Source organism: Mesorhizobium sp. M1409 (assembly GCF_040317535.1).
Taxonomy (GTDB): domain Bacteria; phylum Pseudomonadota; class Alphaproteobacteria; order Rhizobiales; family Rhizobiaceae; genus Mesorhizobium.
The window spans coordinates 90,699-106,358 of the sequence record NZ_JAMYKV010000007.1; the positions used below are offsets into that span (position 1 = coordinate 90,699).

Consider the following 15,660-nt stretch of genomic DNA (forward strand, 5'->3'; position numbering starts at 1 on the left):
GCGTCAAAGCCGGAAAACCGTTTCGAAAACGTAATTTAGTCTGACTAAAAGTCTGGCTCTGGCTTCAATCGATTAGGCGCTCATGACCTGAAGCCGGCTCGATATCGCTGCAGTGCAGCATGTCTGGCCCAAGGCTGGCCGTATTGAGATTCGCGCTAGCGCTTGCAGGTCACCGGCGTCGAGCCCGCCTTCATGACCAGCGCCTCGCGACCGTCGATCACAATCGCGTCATGCGCCTGCTCGTAACGGCTGTTCTGGTTGGCCGGCGAGGCCCGCAGATCCTCGCTGGCGCCGTCGGAACCGACGACATGCACCAAGGTACCGAGATTCTCGATGGTTATCCTGCCGCCGTCGGCACAGCTGTAGGTCGCGGTGCGCGGCTGCGGCGCGGTCACATCGGTGACGGTGCCACCCGCCGAGAGCGCCGGCGAGGCCAATGCGGCGATCTTGTTGCCGGCCTTGGGCTCGTTGCCCTGCGGCACGCAGGCCATGGCGATCAGAAGCGGCGAAAGGGCAAGCGTTGCCCGAAACGTCCGGCCTAGCGCCATAGGCTGTCCTCCCGCGCGGCGAATCAGCCGCGATGCTTTGCCAAGATCAAGGTCATCCCGACGCCGAGACGGACGCCAAGCGCGATGGTGCGGCCAAGCATGGCCGAATGATGGCCACCGGGCTTTCCATCCAGTCGGATATTAACGGATATTAACCATGTTTACCGAGACATCACCGCGAAGCGCGTCAGCCTCTTAACAAAGGTTAAGAAATCGTTAATTTCCGATTCGAGGAGGCTTTCCTCAAGACACGGAGGACGCCATGCGTTCGAATTCGGGCAGGTCGCGCGTTGCGGCGCTCATAGTGGCGGCCTCGATCGTCGGCCCGGCAGCGCCCGCGCTCGCCGGAACACGTCATCAGGATCGCGTCTACGCCGATTCCTTCGGCAATCTCGTCATCGACAGCGCCGCCGGCTACAAGCGCATCCTCGTCGGCAAAGGCAGGCTGGCCAAGCAACTGTCCGACTACACCAGCGCCGGCCAGCCCAAGGTGATCTACGAGAACGAAGCCGACGAGATATCAGGCTATAGCGATTGCTACCGGCCGCCGGTGTTGGTGAAGGGCCGTTCCTATATGTACGGGCTTTCCGACGGTGAGATGCCGGAACTCAGCCCCTGCCGCTAGGCTCTTCGTTTGGACGCGATTCTCAGGGGAAAGCGCTAGGCGCTTTTCCCGGGAAGACCGTTTCACACTTTTCCTGGAATTGCTCTGGCTTCCATCCCGGCTGACGACCCGTTGCCGGCCGGCCCGGCGGAGACGCGTACGCAATCGCGCCCGGCATTCTTCGCCTGGTAAAGCGCCTGGTCGGCGCGCCGCATCAGATCGGCAAAGTCTTCGCTCGGATGAAGCTCGGCGACGCCGAAGCTCGCGGTGCAGCGGTTGTCCGCCGGCAGCCCGTCGATGGGCAGCGCGCCGAAAGCACTGCGCGTGCCCTCGGCGAACAGCCGGGCGGCGGCAAGATTGGTTCCCGGCAGCATGATGGCGAACTCCTCGCCGCCGACGCGGCCGGCGACATGATGGCCGGCGGCCGCCTCGCGCAGGAAGCCGGCGAAGGTCTCGATCACCCGGTCGCCGGACGCGTGGCCGAAACTGTCGTTGACGCTCTTGAAGTGATCGAGATCGGCGATGACCAGGGCGACCGGCACGCCTTGCCGCATCGCGCCCAGCACCGCCAGCTCCGCATGGCGGGTGAAGCCGCCGCGGTTGAGCAGGCGCGAAAGCGTGTCGGTCTCCGATTTCGACGTCACTTCGGCAAGCACGTCGCGGACCAGGATGGCCAGCATCAGCAGCGCCAGCGCCAGCGCAAACACAGTGCCGAGCGACTGCGACACCAGCGCGTAGCTGCTTTGCAGATAGGCTTGCGGATTGGCGCCCCAGCCGCCCAGCGCATGCGCGATGAACGGCTTGGAGGCAAACTGCAGGCCGCAGGCCGCCAGCACCGCCATCAGTATGCGGTCGAGACGGGCGAGGCTTTGCCTCGACGACCAGACGATGGCCAACCCGACGAACTGCATGACCGCATAGGGAAGCTGGTAGGCCATCATGCGCACCAGCGACTGGCGCGGCAGGTCCTGCACGAAATACACAGCTATGGCCGAGGCGACCAGGAACAACAGCATCGGCAGCCAGGGCGGCGTCACGCCGTACTTGCGGGCAAGTCCGCCATTGACCGCAATGGTCGCGCCAAGGAAAACCGCGAAGGCGGCAACGACCGGGAGCCGCGCGTCGTTGAAAGCGGGAATGCCGAATTCGATCGCCGAATAGGCCATGCCCAGCAGGTAGCCAAACGCCAGCAAACGCGCCGGCGCGCGGCCGACGTCATGAAACGCGACCGCCATGAAGGATGCCGCCAGCAGGCCGGCAACCGACAAATTGATCAACAGGATGAAGTTGGCGCCGCTCATGTTCTTCCCGCACCCGTCCCGACAGCTAAGCATCGACGGGCGAAGAAGACGTTAACGCCAACTCGTCTGGACAAGATCAGCCGGCCTTGAGCGACTCCGGAACGAACGCCGTTTCCGGCCGCTCATAGGACAGGCGCACGCTGTCGCGGCCATTCTTTTTGGCCTTGTAGAGCGCGTCGTCGGCACGGCGCATCAGCGGCTCCAGCGTCTCGTCACCGCTACGGGCCGCCACGCCGAAGCTGGCTGTCACCTTCGTCCCGGCAGGAAGCCCGTCGACATGACCGGCCGAATAAACCGTGCGCACCGCCTCGGCGAACAGCCGCGCGGCGGCGAGATCGGTGAGCGGCAGCAGCACGGCGAATTCCTCGCCGCCGATACGCCCGGCAACACCGCGCGCGCCCGCCGCCGACCGAAGCTTGGCGGCGAAATCGGCAATCACCCGATCGCCCGCCGCATGCCCGTGCACATCGTTGAGCGCCTTGAAATGATCGAGGTCGGCCAGCACAAGCGCGACCGGGAAACGGGCCGTGGCGCAGTGCCGCAGGAGCAGCATGCCGCGTTCCTCGAAGCCACGCCGGTTGAACAGGCCCGACAGCGGATCGGTGTGCGTCTCGGTCTTCAGCGCCTTCATCACGTCGAGCGCGGCGGCGCAAAACAGGCACAGCGCAGTGAGCAGCGACAGCAGCGCGTGCGACAGAAGCGCCGTCGTCCAGTAGGAGGAGCCGTAGAACCCGTCATAACTGATGAAAGGACCGTGCGCGATGACGACGACAAGGGTGCGCACGAAGAAGTTGACGCCCGACAGCAGCGACAGCACGAACAGGATTTTTTCGGTCGGACCGTTGTTGCGCACCGGGCGCAGTTCGGCGGCGACCAGAAGGCTGATCCCACCGAAAGCGAAATTCATCGCCAGGATGCGCCAGGTGAGATCCGGCGCGACGAACAGGAACCAGCAAAACGACACCAGGCCGCCGCCCGCCAGCACGCCAATCCCCACATAGGGCACCTTGCGGCCATGGCGATGGACGATGGCGCTGGACAGGCAGCAGCCGGCGATGGTGAAGCAGATGTTCGAAGCCAGCTTGGTCAGCGGCATGCCGATCGGCAAGGTAAAATACTGCAGCAGGAAGCCTACCGCTGAAAGACCGTAGCTGATCGCCAGCACGGCTAGATAGGGGCGGTGCCGTTGATAGGACCATAGCACGAGGAACGCGGCGCCGAGCGCCAACGCTATCGTCGGGTTGAGCAGCGCTATGAGCAGGCCCGTGTCCAAACGACTGTGATTTCCCCGCTTACGTCGGGAAAGACTTAGAGCGCAAGCGCAAACAAGCGGTTAAGCGAAGGCGAATATGTGAACGAACCGGTTAAAAAAAGCCCCGGAGCCGCAAAGCGCTCCGGGGCCTGGTATTCGCACGAAGCCGGCGCTTCCTGCTATTTCCACTCGCGGATGTCGACGAAGTGCCCTGCGATCGCCGCCGCCGCCGCCATCGCCGGCGACACCAGATGGGTGCGGCCCTTGAAACCCTGGCGTCCCTCGAAATTTCGGTTCGAGGTCGAGGCGCAGCGCTCATGCGGCTTCAGCCGGTCGTCGTTCATGGCAAGGCACATCGAGCAACCCGGCTCGCGCCAGTCGAAGCCGGCGGCGATGAAGATCTTGTCGAGGCCTTCGGCTTCCGCCTGTTCCTTGACCAGGCCGGAACCCGGCACGATCATCGCATCGACATGCGGGCTGACCGTCTTGCCTTCGACCACCTTGGCAACGGCGCGCAGGTCCTCGATGCGGCCATTGGTGCAGGAGCCGATGAAGACTCGATCGAGCGAGATATCGGTGATCTTGGTGCCCGGCGTCAGCCCCATATAGTCGAGCGCGCGCTGCTTGGAGGTGCGCTTGTTTTCATCGGTGATGTCTTCCGGGTTCGGTACGATGCCTTGCACCGACACGACATCCTCGGGCGACGAGCCCCAGGAGACGATCGGCGGCAGCTTGGCCGCGTCGAGCACGATCACCTTGTCGAAATGCGCGCCCTCGTCGGACTGCAGCGTCTTCCAGTATTCGAGCGCCGCATCCCAGGCCGCGCCCTTCGGGGCGCGCGGCTTGTCCTTGACATAGGCGAAGGTCGTCTCGTCGGCGGCGATCAGGCCGGCGCGCGCGCCGCCTTCGATCGACATGTTGCAGATCGTCATGCGGCCTTCCATCGACAGCGCACGGATCGCCTCGCCGGCATATTCGATGACATAGCCGGTGCCGCCGGCGGTGCCGATCTCGCCGATGATCGCCAGGATGATGTCCTTGGCGGTGACGCCTTCCGGCAGCTGGCCGTCGACGCGCACCAGCATGTTCTTGGCCTTGCGCTGGATCAGCGTCTGCGTCGCCAGCACATGCTCGACCTCGGACGTGCCGATGCCGTGCGCCAATGCTCCGAAAGCACCATGGGTCGAGGTGTGGCTGTCACCGCAGACGATGGTCATGCCGGGCAAGGTGAAACCCTGCTCCGGACCGATGATGTGGACGATGCCCTGGCGGATATCGTTCTCGGAATAATATTCGACGCCGAAATCCTTGGCGTTCTTGGCCAGCGCCTCGACTTGGATGCGGCTTTCCTCGTTCTTGATGCCGAACTTGCGCTCGGGCGAGGTCGACACATTGTGATCGACCACGGCCAGCGTCTTTTCCGGATGCCGGACTTTTCTGCCGGTCATGCGCAGGCCTTCGAAAGCCTGCGGGCTGGTCACTTCATGGACGAGGTGGCGGTCGATATAGAGCAGGCAGGTGCCGTCATCCTGGCGGTCGACGACATGGTCGTCGAAAATCTTGTCGTAGAGGGTGCGCGGTGCGCTCATGTGCGTAAATCCGTCGATATGAGAATGGGAAAGAGCATACGCCTGACTTTCGGCCCGGCGAAACGACCTGGACAGGTCGGCCTAGCTAAGCCGGCTGGTCAGCGCCCCGGACACGCGCGCGGAGAAGCGCGACGGCAGGCGTTTTCTGTCCTGCAGCACGAACCCCTTATAGGCCGGATCGCCAAAAAGCTCTTCCATGGCGTGGCTCATACCAATGTTTTGGCTTTTCGGCAATTGCGTGCCTTCGCGGAACCTGGTGCCTCGCCCCACGAAATGGGGAGATCACTGTCTGTCCTTCTTGAATTCGAACAGCTCAATGACGTTGCCCGAGGGATCTTCAAGCAGAATAGCCCGGCCCGCACCGCCATCGCTGATGTTCCCGCGGAACGTCACGTCGGCCGCGCGCAACCGGTTGATCAGGGCATCCAGCCCCTTGGTTATGATCATGAACCTGTTCCATCCGCCTGGTTCCGGATCACCTCCGGCCTGACCACCGCTTCCCGCACCTGGAGCGCTGAGATACAGCGTAAGATCGTCGCGAAGCAGCGCCGCGAACTTGCCAGGATTGTGCATTTCGACCTTGAATTCGAGATTATCTCGGTAAAATTCTACCGCCTTGTCTATGTCGGCAACGATATAACGGACGGACGCCATTCAGCCTTCTCCTCTTGTGCCGAATTACCGCGGCGGCGCCATAACCCGCTTTCGCAGTGAGGCGCAGCCTCACGCTTTCGGAACGCACTGACTTGCACATAGTTCCGGCCGATGGGTGCTTGGATGCCGAAGACCAGGCTTCACTCCGCTACAGGATTTCGAACACAAAAGTCTTCACCAACGCATCCGGCTCGGCGATCGCATAGCAGCGGAACCATGGGCTTTGCTCGACCGCCCGCCATTTTTTCATCTGTTCCAGCTCGTCGAACACGGCCTGAAAACCGCCGCTTTCGAACACTTGGTCACGCACGGTGAAGATCGCATGCCCGCCCTGGCCGGTAATGCGCACCAGTTCGTGCAAGCCTGAGGCCGGCGCGTGGCTGATGGTGAACACGCCGGTGGAGAAGAAGGCGCGGAAATGGCCATCCGGCCATGGCAGCGGACCGCCGAGCATCGCCTGTTTCAGCTCGCTGTAGGCATTGCGGCTGCCGGCGATCTTCAGCATGTCGTCGGAAAGGTCGAGCCCGGCAATGTCGCGGTAGCCGAGTGCCTTCAGCGACGGCCCCGACAGACCGGTGCCGCAGCCGGCATCGAGCAATGGCCCATCGCCCGCCGGCACATGGCGCGCCACCCAGGCGGCGATCAGGAAAGGCAGGAGATAGCCGAGCGACGCGGTTTCGCTGTCGTAGGTCGCGGCCCATGCGGCATAGGCCTCTTCAATCGCCTCCGGCGTGTCGGCCGTATAGACCGAATCCAGCGCCGCATTGGCTTTGTCGACAATCATGGGACCTCCTCAACGAGAATGCTGAGAGATCGTAGCGCTGTCTTGGCCCGAAAACTATTGCTCGTGCTGACGATGCAGTCGCTGTTCCAGTGCCCGCAAGGCCAAGGACAGGCCTACCGTCAGGATGAGATAGATATAGGCCACGATCGAATAGGTCTCGAAGAAGCGGAACGAGCCGGCGGCATAGACCTTGCCCATCTGCGTGATGTCGGCGACCCCGAGCACCGAGACCAGCGAGGAATCCTTGACCAGAGCGACGAAATCATTGCCGAGCGGCGGCAGGATGGTGCGGATGGCCTGTGGGAACACGATCAGCCGGAAGCGCTGCGCCCGGCTCAACCCGAGCGCCTTCGCCGCCTCGATCTGGCCTTTCTCCACCGCCTGGATGCCGGCCCGGAAAACCTCCGAGATGAAGGCCGAATAGCCGATGGTCAGCGCCATGATGGCGCGCCACAGCAGCGAAACGTCGCGCACCAGAAGCTCGCCGAACAGGCCGGCGTTTTGCAGCGGCGCGGTCAGCGCGTTCCAGGCCGCGACGAAAGCCGGTGCACCGACAAAGGCGATCCAGAACAACAGCACCAGGATCGGCACGCCACGGATGATCTCGACATAGAAGCGCGCGATCTGGCGCATCAAACGCGAGCCGGACATTCCCATCAGCGCGATACCGAGGCCAATGACCGAGGCCAGCACGAAGGCGATCACGGTGACGAAGATGGTGATGCCGATGCCCTTGGCAACGGTGGCGAAGACCTGGGCGTAGAGGTCGCTGGTGGCGACGAAGACGGCCACCGCGATCGCGATGGCTACGGCAACGACGAGCCACCAGGGGAAGTCGGCTTTGGAGGAAGCGGGGGGCATCAATTCCCAACGCTGGTGAACGGCTGCCCTCGCAAGGGCAGCCGATCTCCCCCCTTGCGGGGGAGATGTCCGGCAGGACAGAGGGGGGTGCTGTCCCTCCAGCCTGTCAACCGATCACCGCCACGGGCTCCGCCCGGATTCTCTTTGGAAAAGCTTAGGATCGAAACGTCGCGTTCCTTCACACCCCCCTCTGCCCTGCCGGGCATCTCCCCCGCAAGGGGGGAGATTGGCAGCTTTGCCAACCACGCCTGTTGCTTGGCGTTTGCGATTAGCGAAAGCGGCAACAGGGCCTACTGCCCCATCTTATAATCAAGAAACCACTTCTTGTTCAGCGCTTCGAGCGTCCCGTCGGCCTTCAACGCGGCGATGGCCGTGTTGACCGGCTTCACCAAATCCGAACCCTTCGGGAAGATAAAGCCAAAATCCTCGGTGCCGAGCGGCCCGCCGATCAGCTTCAGCTTGCCTTCGGAAGCATCGACATAGCCCTTGCCCGCGGTGCCGTCGGTCAGCACGACATCGACGTCGCCGGATTTCAGCGCCTGCACCGTCGCACCAAACGTCTCGAACAGTTTGATGCGCGGGTTCTGCTCGTTGCCGTCGAGCACGCTGTAGACGGCGGTGTAGAAGGGCGTGGTGCCGGCCTGCGCGCCGACCAGCCCGTCCTTGAAGGCGCCGAAGGTCTTGGCGTCGGTGAAGCGGCTTTCATCGCCGCGCACCAGCATGAACTGTTCCGAACGCATATAGGGGTCGGAAAAATCGACCTTCTCCTTGCGGTCGTCCTTGATGGTGATGCCGGTCATGCCGATGTTGTACTGGTTGTCGGAAACCGCCTGGATCATCGCGTCCCAGGAGGTGTTTTGGTACTCGACCGTGAAATTGAGCCGCTTGGCGATCTCGTTCATCGCGTCGTATTCCCAGCCGATCTGCTTGCCGGTCTTGGCATCGATGAACTGCAGCGGCGGATAGGCGTTTTCGGTGACCACCACCACTTTCTTGCCGCCGAGATCGGGAAGCGCCTGCGCGAACGTGGCGACGGGCGCGAGGATGAAGGCAAGCAGGCCTGCCAGCAGCAGTTTCGATTTGGTCATGACACACTCCCCGGGAATTGAATGACCCGGGCATGGCCGGGCTTGCAGGAAAATCCGGCGCCGACTTTAGCTTTCCGTAAGCGTCATGCAAGACGCTCCGCTGCGTCAGTGCACGCGAAAGCGGAATCCAATACCTTCAATCCCGCAATTCGAGAAGGAACAATGCCGCGGCGGCGATCAGCTCTGGTTCGCGGTGCCGGGATCCGCCTTGCGCAAGCCGGAGACGAACCGCGTCAGGGTGTGGTGCAGGGATTTCAACTCGTCGGCTTCCAGCGGCAGATTGCAAAGCATCGCCGCCGGCACGCTTCTGGCCTGCTCGCGCAGTGCCTGGCCCTTCGCCGTCGGCTCGACCAGAACGCGGCGCTCGTCGGCGGGATCGCGACGGCGCGTGACCAGGCCACCTGCCTCCAGCCGCTTGAGCAGCGGCGTCAATGTCGCCGAATCCAGCCCGAGCGCCTCGCCAAGCTCGCCCACCGTGCTTGGTGCCCGTTCCCACAGCGCCAGCATGGCCAGATATTGCGGATAGGTCAGGCCGAGCGGATCGAGCAACGGCCGATACAGCCGCGTCATCAGCCCACTTGCCGAATAGAGCGCGAAGCAGAGCTGTTGGTCGAGTTTTGCTACCCCGGCGAATTGCGCCGGGGTTTGCTTGGACCTGGTTGTCGTTTCCGCGGTCATGCTGCCTTTGCCGGAAGCGCCTTTGCCGAAAGCGCCACTTCGATGTTGCCCTTGATGGCGTTGGAATAGGGGCAAACCTGATGCGCCGCCGATACAAGCGCTTCCGCCGCCGTTTGATCAAGACCTTTCGTTTCCGCCGCGAGCGACACGCCAAGCACAAATCCGCCCTGCGCATTGCTGTGCAGGCTGACATTGGCCGTCACCGAAGCGTCCTGCAGCGGCAGCTTCTGCTTGCCGGCGATGAAGCGCATGGCGCTTTCGAAGCAGGCGGCATAGCCGGCGGCGAAAAGCTGCTCGGGATTGGTGGCACCGCCCTTGCCGCCAAGCTCCTTGGGCATGGCAAGGTCGAGGCTGAGCAGGCCATCATCGCTCTGGACATGGCCGGCGCGGCCGCCGACGGCGCGGGCTTGGGTGGAATACAATGCAGGCATCTCGCTTCTCCATTTAAATAGTGCACGATTGTTTAGTACACGATATAAATCGAGTCAACCGAGAATTTCCTGCCAAGCCCAACCGTTCTCCGGGAACGAAAAAGGCGGCCGAAGCCGCCTTTTTGAACATGCTCGTCGAAAATCTTATTCGGCGGTGGCTGCTTCCGCTGCCTTGGCGGCTTCAGCTGCCTCGGCGGCGGCCTTCTTCTCGGCGGCGTCCTGGGCGGCCTTCTCGACGGCCAGAGCCTCGGCGGCTGCCACCTTCTCGGCCTCGATGCGGGCCTTCTCGGCGTTCAGCGCATCGCGCTCCTCGTCGTTCAGCTTGCGGGCGCGCACGCCGGTGTTTTCCGAAATACGGGCCGACTTGCCGCGACGATCGCGCAGGTAATAGAGCTTGGCGCGACGCACCTTGCCGCGGCGCACGATCTCGACGCCTTCGATCATCGGCGAGTAGACCGGGAACACGCGCTCGACGCCTTCGCCGTAGGAAATCTTGCGAACGGTGAAGTTCTCCTGGAAGCCGGCACCGGCGCGGGCGATGACGACGCCCTCATAAGCCTGGACGCGGGTGCGGGTGCCTTCGGTCACGCGGACCTGGACACGCACTGTGTCGCCGGGCTGGAATTCGGGAAGCTTGCGCTTGGCTTCGATCTTGGCGGCCTGTTCGGCCTCGAGCTGACGGAGAATATCCATCTCAATAGTCCACTTCTTGTTCTTCCGACAGTCAGAGCGTCCGACACTCGCCTTGCAGTTCCATTGACCGCTCGGCTATGCCTTTTGTTCGAGACATTTGTCTTTGAAACATCGGGCAGGGGCGACTACACCGTCATTGTTGACGGGTCCGGCAGATTCTCTCTGGCCGGTACGGGCGGGCACATACAGCTATTTCGCGGCTTTGTCACGCCTTGGCCGCGCATTTTTCTGCTCGCATGGCACCATCGTAATCTTGCCGTGCCGGGTTGCTCCGGTCCCTCAGGCCTCCTAAGCCTGCGATACCACAGTTTTGAGCGGCCACCCCCATGTCTGTCTTCGATGCCATCCTGCTGTTCCTGGCGGGCTTTCTGTCAGGCGCCGCCAATGCGGTCGCCGGTGGCGGCACCTTCATCACATTCGGCGCCATGACACTGGTCGGCCTGCCGCCGATCGTCGCCAACGCCACCTCCTCGGTCACGCAATTTCCAGGCTACATCACCTCGACGCTCGCCTACTCGGCCGACATCAGGCATTTCTGGCGCGGCGCGCTTGTGCTGTGCCTGATATCGGCGACCGGCGCGCTGGCCGGCGCGCTGATCCTGCTGGCGCTGGACAACCCGTCGTTTCGCGCCCTGGTGCCATGGCTGCTGTTGGGCGCGACGGCCCTGTTCGCCGCAGGGCCCTGGCTAAAGCCCGCGCCAAAACCCGGCCATGAAGCGTCAGTGGGATCACTCGCCGGTTCGCTGACGCAGTTCGCCACCGCCGTCTATGGCGGCTTCTTCGGCGCCGGCATGGGCGTGATGATGCTGGCAACGCACGGCCTCACACAAGCCGGCGACTACCACCGGCTCAACGCACTGAAGAACATGCTGGCCATGGTCATCGCCGCTGTCGCGATCGTCGTCTTCGTCTCGGGCGGCGTCGTCGCCTGGCCTCAGGCGATCATCATGATCCCGGGCGGCGCGCTGGGCGGCTATGCGGGCGTCTGGATCGCCAAGCGCGTGCCACAAAACGCGGTGCGCGGCTTCGTCGTCGCCGTCGGCCTCTTTTTGGCCTTCTATTACTTTTGGAAAGGCTGAGCAGCGGCGCCCAACAAATCAGGCCGCCTCTCCCTCGTCAGCGCTTCGGACTGAGCCCGCCGCCAGGCAGCGATCTTCTTGTGGTTGCCCGAAATCAGCACCTCGGGAATCTCGCGGCCTTCAAACTCCTGCGGCCGCGTGTAGTGCGGATGTTCGAGCAGGCCGTTCTCGAAACTCTCCTCCTCGCCCGATACAGCATTGCCCATCACGCCGGGCAACAGCCGCACCACCGCATCGAGCAGCACGAGTGCCGCCGGTTCACCGCCGGAGAGGATGAAATCGCCGATCGAAACCTCTTCCAGGCCACGCGCTTCGATCAACCGCTGGTCGACGCCTTCGAAACGCCCGCAGACGATGACGGCACCAGGACCGGCGGCCAGTTCGCGCACGCGGGCCTGGGTCAGTGGCCTGCCACGCGGACTCATCAGCAGCCGCGGCCGCAAATCGCCTGGCGGCGAGGTGTGATCTATGGCTTTCGCCAGCACGTCGGCGCGCATCACCATGCCGGCGCCGCCGCCGGCAGGCGTGTCATCGACGGTGCGGTGGCGGTCGGTGGCAAAGTCGCGGATCTGGACCACCTCCAGAGACCATGTGCCGGCCTCGAGCGCACGCCCGGCCAGCGACAGGCCGAGCGCGCCCGGGAACATCTCGGGATAGAGCGTCAGCACCGAGGCGAAAAAACTCACCGGTTGCCCCCGGCGTCGCTCGGTCCGCGCGGCCTGCCCTTCGGGTCGAAGTCTTCTTCGCGCGGGCCATCGCCATCCTCGTCCTCGACCAGCCCGGCCGCCGCCGGGTCGACACGGACGAAGCCTTCGGCGATCGACACTTGTGGCACGGCGGCCTGCGTGAACGGAATCAGCACGCCCTTGCGCCCGCCCAATGTCACATCGAGAATGTCGCCGCCGCCGAAATTATGCACCGCGACCACCTTACCGAGCACAGCACCCGTGTCGTCCCGGACTTCCAGGCCGACAAGGTCGGCATGATAGAATTCGTCTTCTTCGCCGTCGTCCGGCAGCACCGAGCGGTCGACGAACAGCTCCGTGCCGGCCAGCGCCTCCGCCGCGTTGCGGTCGGCAATGCCCTTGAAGCGAACCACGACGACGGTGTTGGCGGGCCTGATGTCGATGATCTGGAAGGCGCGGCCGTCCTTGTCATAGAGCGGCCCGTAATCGGCCAGCGCCAGCGGCTCACCGGTGAAGGTCTTCACCCGCAATTCGCCCTTGATGCCGTGGGCGGCGCCGATCACGGCCATCTGGACAGGGTTCTGGGGCTTGCTCATGGCGCTTTTACCTTCGTCATCCGCGGGCGGAGCAGGCGCGAAGCGACTGCGCAGACCCGAGGATCCATTCCGTTACGGCGACCAGAAAGCACGGCAGTTCAGAAAGGGTCTCATTCCTGCCAACTCTGTATTTGCAGACACTTCGCGTGGTCTCCATCGCAAAGTTATCAGACTTGTAACGCAGCGGCGCACACAGGTCACGGCATGATCCCGGGGCCTCCGCGACGTCGCTTCGCTCCTGCTCCGCCCCAGGACGACGAAGCGACCTGGCATTTCAGCCAATCACCAAGGTTTGTGTCACCAATCGACGATCTCCTAGTCCCCACCGGGCATCTTTTCAATGACACCTCTTCACCGCTTCCTAACCCGGCTGTCGGAAAATGGTAGGGAATTGGAAGCACGCCATGCAGGAATTCCTTATCCCGGCCAAACCCGATCTCCAGGCGGCACGCGAAAGCTGGCTGAAGATGCTCGCGCGAGAACGTCGGCTGTCGCCCGAGACGGTGGAAGCCTATGAGCGCGACACGCGCCAGTTCCTGCATTTCCTCACCGGCCATTGCGGCGGCTCTCCCGGCATTTCGGACATCGCCAACCTGCGCCCGGCCGATCTGCGCGGCTTTCTCGCTGCACGGCGCAACGCCGGCGCCGGTGCCCGCACGCTCGGCCGGGGTCTCGCCGGCATCCGTTCGCTGCTGCGTTTCCTCGAGCGGCGCGGTCTTGCCAATGCCGCGGGTGCGGCAGCCCTTCGCGCGCCGCGCCAGCCCAAATCGCTGCCCAAGCCGCTGACGGCAAGCGATGCCAAGCATATCGTTTCCGTCGAAGGCCAATTGGCGGAAGAGCCCTGGATCGCTGCCCGCAACGCCGCCGTGCTGACGCTGCTCTACGGCTCGGGCCTGCGCATTTCCGAGGCGCTTGGGCTGGCCGGCGCCGAGCTGGCATCCGAGGCGGACACCGTGCTGCGCGTCACCGGCAAGGGCGGCAAGACGCGGCTGGTGCCGGTGCTGCCGGTGGCGCTGCGGGCCATCGCCGAATACCGCCGGCTCTGCCCCTATCATCTCGACCCCAAGGGAATGTTGTTCCGTGGCGCCCGTGGCGGCCCGCTCAACCCGGCCATCGTCCAGCGCGACATGGCGAAACTGCGCTCGGCGCTCAACCTGCCCGACACCGCGACGCCGCACGCGCTGCGCCATTCCTTCGCCACGCATCTGCTGGGGCGCGGCGGCGACCTGCGCACCATCCAGGAGCTCTTGGGCCACGCCAGCCTGTCGACGACGCAGATCTACACCGGCGTCGACACGGCGCGGCTGCTCGAGATCTATGAGGCGGCGCATCCAAGGGCATAACCGCTGGAAGCCCCCAAATTCGTCATCCTAGGGCGGAGCGACGCGAAGCGGCGCGCAGACCCTGGGATCCATGCCGGGACCTTGGCCGAAGAATGCGGCGGTGCAGAATTCTGCACCATAGTGGCGCTTTGAAGTGAAAGGCGACCAGGATCCTCTCGGTCTCCTTCCCACTTCAAACATAGCATGGGAACAACACACAGGATCCTCGGGTCTGCGCTGCGTCGCTGCGCTCCTTGCTCCGCCCGTGGATGACGAAGCGGGGGGTTACCACCAATTGCCGAGGCATACCGTGCGTCAACGCAAGCGGCTCAAACGTCCGCGCCGAGAAACCAGAACCGGTCAAAGACAATTTCACGGCTCCGATTAACCGTTTTGCCGCTTTTCGGTCCTAGAAGAGGATCATGAAACGCGTCATCGCCATCGCCGACCGTGCGGCTCACATCTCCCTGAAGCTGCTTGTCGCGCTCAACGTCCTGTTTTTCCTGTCGTTCCTCGCCGTGTTGCTGTTCGCGACCGGCAGGGCGCATGCCGAAATCCCGACCTGCACCGGCGCCGACATGCTGTCGGCCTTGCAGAAGGACGATCCGGAGACCTACCGCAAGATCGAGGCGGAAGCCGCGGCCACACCGAATGGCAAAGGCCTGTTGTGGAAGCTGGAAAAGCCAGGCGAGAAGCCGTCCTTCTTGTTCGGCACCATGCATATGACCGACCCGCGCGTCACCGCTCTGCCGCCGGACGCCCAGAAGGCCTATGACGCCGCCGGCACCATCGTCATCGAAACCACCGACGTGCTCGACAAGCAGAAGATGATGGTCGCGATGCTCAAGGAGCCGGACCTGATGATGTTCACCGATAGCACGACGCTGGCGTCGCTGCTGTCGCCCGACGATGCGGCGGCCATGAACACCGCCCTCGACGCCCGCGGCATCCCGCCGGCGACCGTTGCCAAGATGAAGCCGTGGATGCTCTCGGCCATGATGGCGCTGCCGGCCTGCGAGCTCGCCCGCCAGTCCGGTGGCGCACCGGTTCTCGACGTCAAGCTGGCGGAAGGTGCAAAGGCTGCCGGCAAGCCGGTGGAAGGGTTGGAGACGGCTGAAAGCCAGCTGCGCGCCATGGCCTCGCTGCCGCTGGCCTTTCACATGAAGGGCCTCGTCGACACGCTGAAGCTCGGCGACAAGGTCAACGACATCAACGAAACCATGATCGTGCTCTACCAGCGCGGCGACACCGGCATGTTCTGGCCGCTGTTTCGCGCGGCCATGCCAGAAGGACAGGACGACCCCGCGGGCTATGCGGCGTTCGAGGAAACCATGATCACCAGCCGCAACAAGGTGATGGTCGAGCATGCCGAACCGATCCTTGCCAGGGGCAATGCCTTCATGGCGGTCGGTGCCCTCCACCTTCCCGGCCCCGAAGGCCTAGTCGAGGATTTCCGCAAGGCCGGTTACACCGTCACGCCTGTCGGACTTTAGC

At 63.6% G+C, this 15,660-nt stretch carries 17 protein-coding genes; 4 read left to right on the forward strand and 13 right to left on the reverse strand.

The window, feature by feature from the left end; all coding sequences use genetic code 11:
- Positions 1–155 precede the first annotated feature (155 nt).
- Positions 156–548 carry a hypothetical protein gene (locus NKG99_RS08545; protein WP_352866271.1) on the reverse strand — a complete coding sequence of 131 codons (393 nt, stop codon included), beginning with the start codon at positions 546–548 and terminating at the stop codon, positions 156–158.
- Between the two features lie 262 nt (positions 549–810).
- Here NKG99_RS08545 and NKG99_RS08550 point away from each other — a divergent pair, with 262 nt between their 5' ends.
- A complete protein-coding gene (locus NKG99_RS08550) occupies positions 811–1,173 on the forward strand; it encodes a hypothetical protein (protein ID WP_352866272.1) in 363 nt (120 codons plus the stop codon).
- 62 nt (positions 1,174–1,235) lie between these two features.
- On the opposite strand, the gene NKG99_RS08555 is transcribed toward NKG99_RS08550, so the two are convergent.
- From NKG99_RS08555 to rplS, 10 genes are all read right to left on the reverse strand, one after another.
- Positions 1,236–2,453: a GGDEF domain-containing protein gene (locus NKG99_RS08555; RefSeq protein ID WP_352866273.1), complete on the reverse strand. Its 1,218-nt coding sequence runs from the start codon at positions 2,451–2,453 to the stop codon at positions 1,236–1,238.
- 76 nt (positions 2,454–2,529) lie between these two features.
- The gene (locus tag NKG99_RS08560; RefSeq protein ID WP_352866275.1) at positions 2,530–3,726 is read right to left on the reverse strand and encodes a GGDEF domain-containing protein; all 1,197 of its coding nucleotides are present in this window, start codon (positions 3,724–3,726) and stop codon (positions 2,530–2,532) included.
- A gap of 158 nt (positions 3,727–3,884) precedes the next feature.
- A complete protein-coding gene (leuC, locus tag NKG99_RS08565) occupies positions 3,885–5,294 on the reverse strand; it encodes a 3-isopropylmalate dehydratase large subunit (RefSeq protein WP_352630805.1) in 1,410 nt (469 codons plus the stop codon).
- Positions 5,295–5,576: 282 nt separating this feature from the next.
- Complete coding sequence (locus NKG99_RS08570) at positions 5,577–5,948, reverse strand: VOC family protein (protein WP_352866276.1); 372 nt, start codon at positions 5,946–5,948, stop codon at positions 5,577–5,579.
- A 148-nt stretch (positions 5,949–6,096) separates the two neighbouring features.
- Positions 6,097–6,732, reverse strand: coding sequence for a class I SAM-dependent DNA methyltransferase (locus NKG99_RS08575; RefSeq protein WP_352866278.1), 636 nt, complete (start codon positions 6,730–6,732; stop codon positions 6,097–6,099).
- Positions 6,733–6,786: 54 nt separating this feature from the next.
- Complete coding sequence (locus tag NKG99_RS08580) at positions 6,787–7,593, reverse strand: amino acid ABC transporter permease (RefSeq protein ID WP_352866281.1); 807 nt, start codon at positions 7,591–7,593, stop codon at positions 6,787–6,789.
- A 290-nt stretch (positions 7,594–7,883) separates the two neighbouring features.
- Positions 7,884–8,681, reverse strand: coding sequence for a transporter substrate-binding domain-containing protein (locus tag NKG99_RS08585; protein ID WP_352866284.1), 798 nt, complete (start codon positions 8,679–8,681; stop codon positions 7,884–7,886).
- Positions 8,682–8,858: 177 nt separating this feature from the next.
- On the reverse strand, positions 8,859–9,359 hold the full coding sequence (locus NKG99_RS08590) for a MarR family winged helix-turn-helix transcriptional regulator (RefSeq protein ID WP_352866285.1): 501 nt from the start codon (positions 9,357–9,359) through the stop codon (positions 8,859–8,861).
- A complete protein-coding gene (locus tag NKG99_RS08595) occupies positions 9,356–9,790 on the reverse strand; it encodes an organic hydroperoxide resistance protein (protein WP_352866288.1) in 435 nt (144 codons plus the stop codon). The genes NKG99_RS08590 and NKG99_RS08595 overlap by 4 nt, the downstream gene beginning before the upstream one ends.
- A 144-nt stretch (positions 9,791–9,934) precedes the next feature.
- Positions 9,935–10,483, reverse strand: a complete 549-nt coding sequence (gene rplS, locus NKG99_RS08600; protein ID WP_352866290.1) for a 50S ribosomal protein L19 — start codon at positions 10,481–10,483, stop codon at positions 9,935–9,937.
- A 326-nt stretch (positions 10,484–10,809) separates the two neighbouring features.
- Here rplS and NKG99_RS08605 point away from each other — a divergent pair, with 326 nt between their 5' ends.
- Positions 10,810–11,562 (forward strand): sulfite exporter TauE/SafE family protein, encoded by a 753-nt coding sequence (locus tag NKG99_RS08605; RefSeq protein WP_352866292.1) that lies wholly within the window; start codon positions 10,810–10,812, stop codon positions 11,560–11,562.
- Here NKG99_RS08605 and trmD read toward each other — a convergent pair.
- A complete protein-coding gene (trmD, locus tag NKG99_RS08610) occupies positions 11,544–12,248 on the reverse strand; it encodes a tRNA (guanosine(37)-N1)-methyltransferase TrmD (protein WP_352866295.1) in 705 nt (234 codons plus the stop codon). The genes NKG99_RS08605 and trmD overlap by 19 nt on opposite strands.
- Positions 12,245–12,844, reverse strand: a complete 600-nt coding sequence (gene rimM, locus NKG99_RS08615; RefSeq protein WP_352866297.1) for a ribosome maturation factor RimM — start codon at positions 12,842–12,844, stop codon at positions 12,245–12,247. The genes trmD and rimM overlap by 4 nt, the downstream gene beginning before the upstream one ends.
- A gap of 404 nt (positions 12,845–13,248) precedes the next feature.
- Between rimM and NKG99_RS08620 the strand changes: the two genes are divergently transcribed.
- Together NKG99_RS08620 and NKG99_RS08625 are read left to right on the forward strand one after the other, a co-directional pair.
- Complete coding sequence (locus tag NKG99_RS08620) at positions 13,249–14,187, forward strand: tyrosine recombinase XerC (RefSeq protein ID WP_352866299.1); 939 nt, start codon at positions 13,249–13,251, stop codon at positions 14,185–14,187.
- 401 nt (positions 14,188–14,588) lie between these two features.
- Complete coding sequence (locus tag NKG99_RS08625) at positions 14,589–15,659, forward strand: TraB/GumN family protein (RefSeq protein ID WP_352866301.1); 1,071 nt, start codon at positions 14,589–14,591, stop codon at positions 15,657–15,659.
- Position 15,660 lies beyond the last annotated feature (1 nt).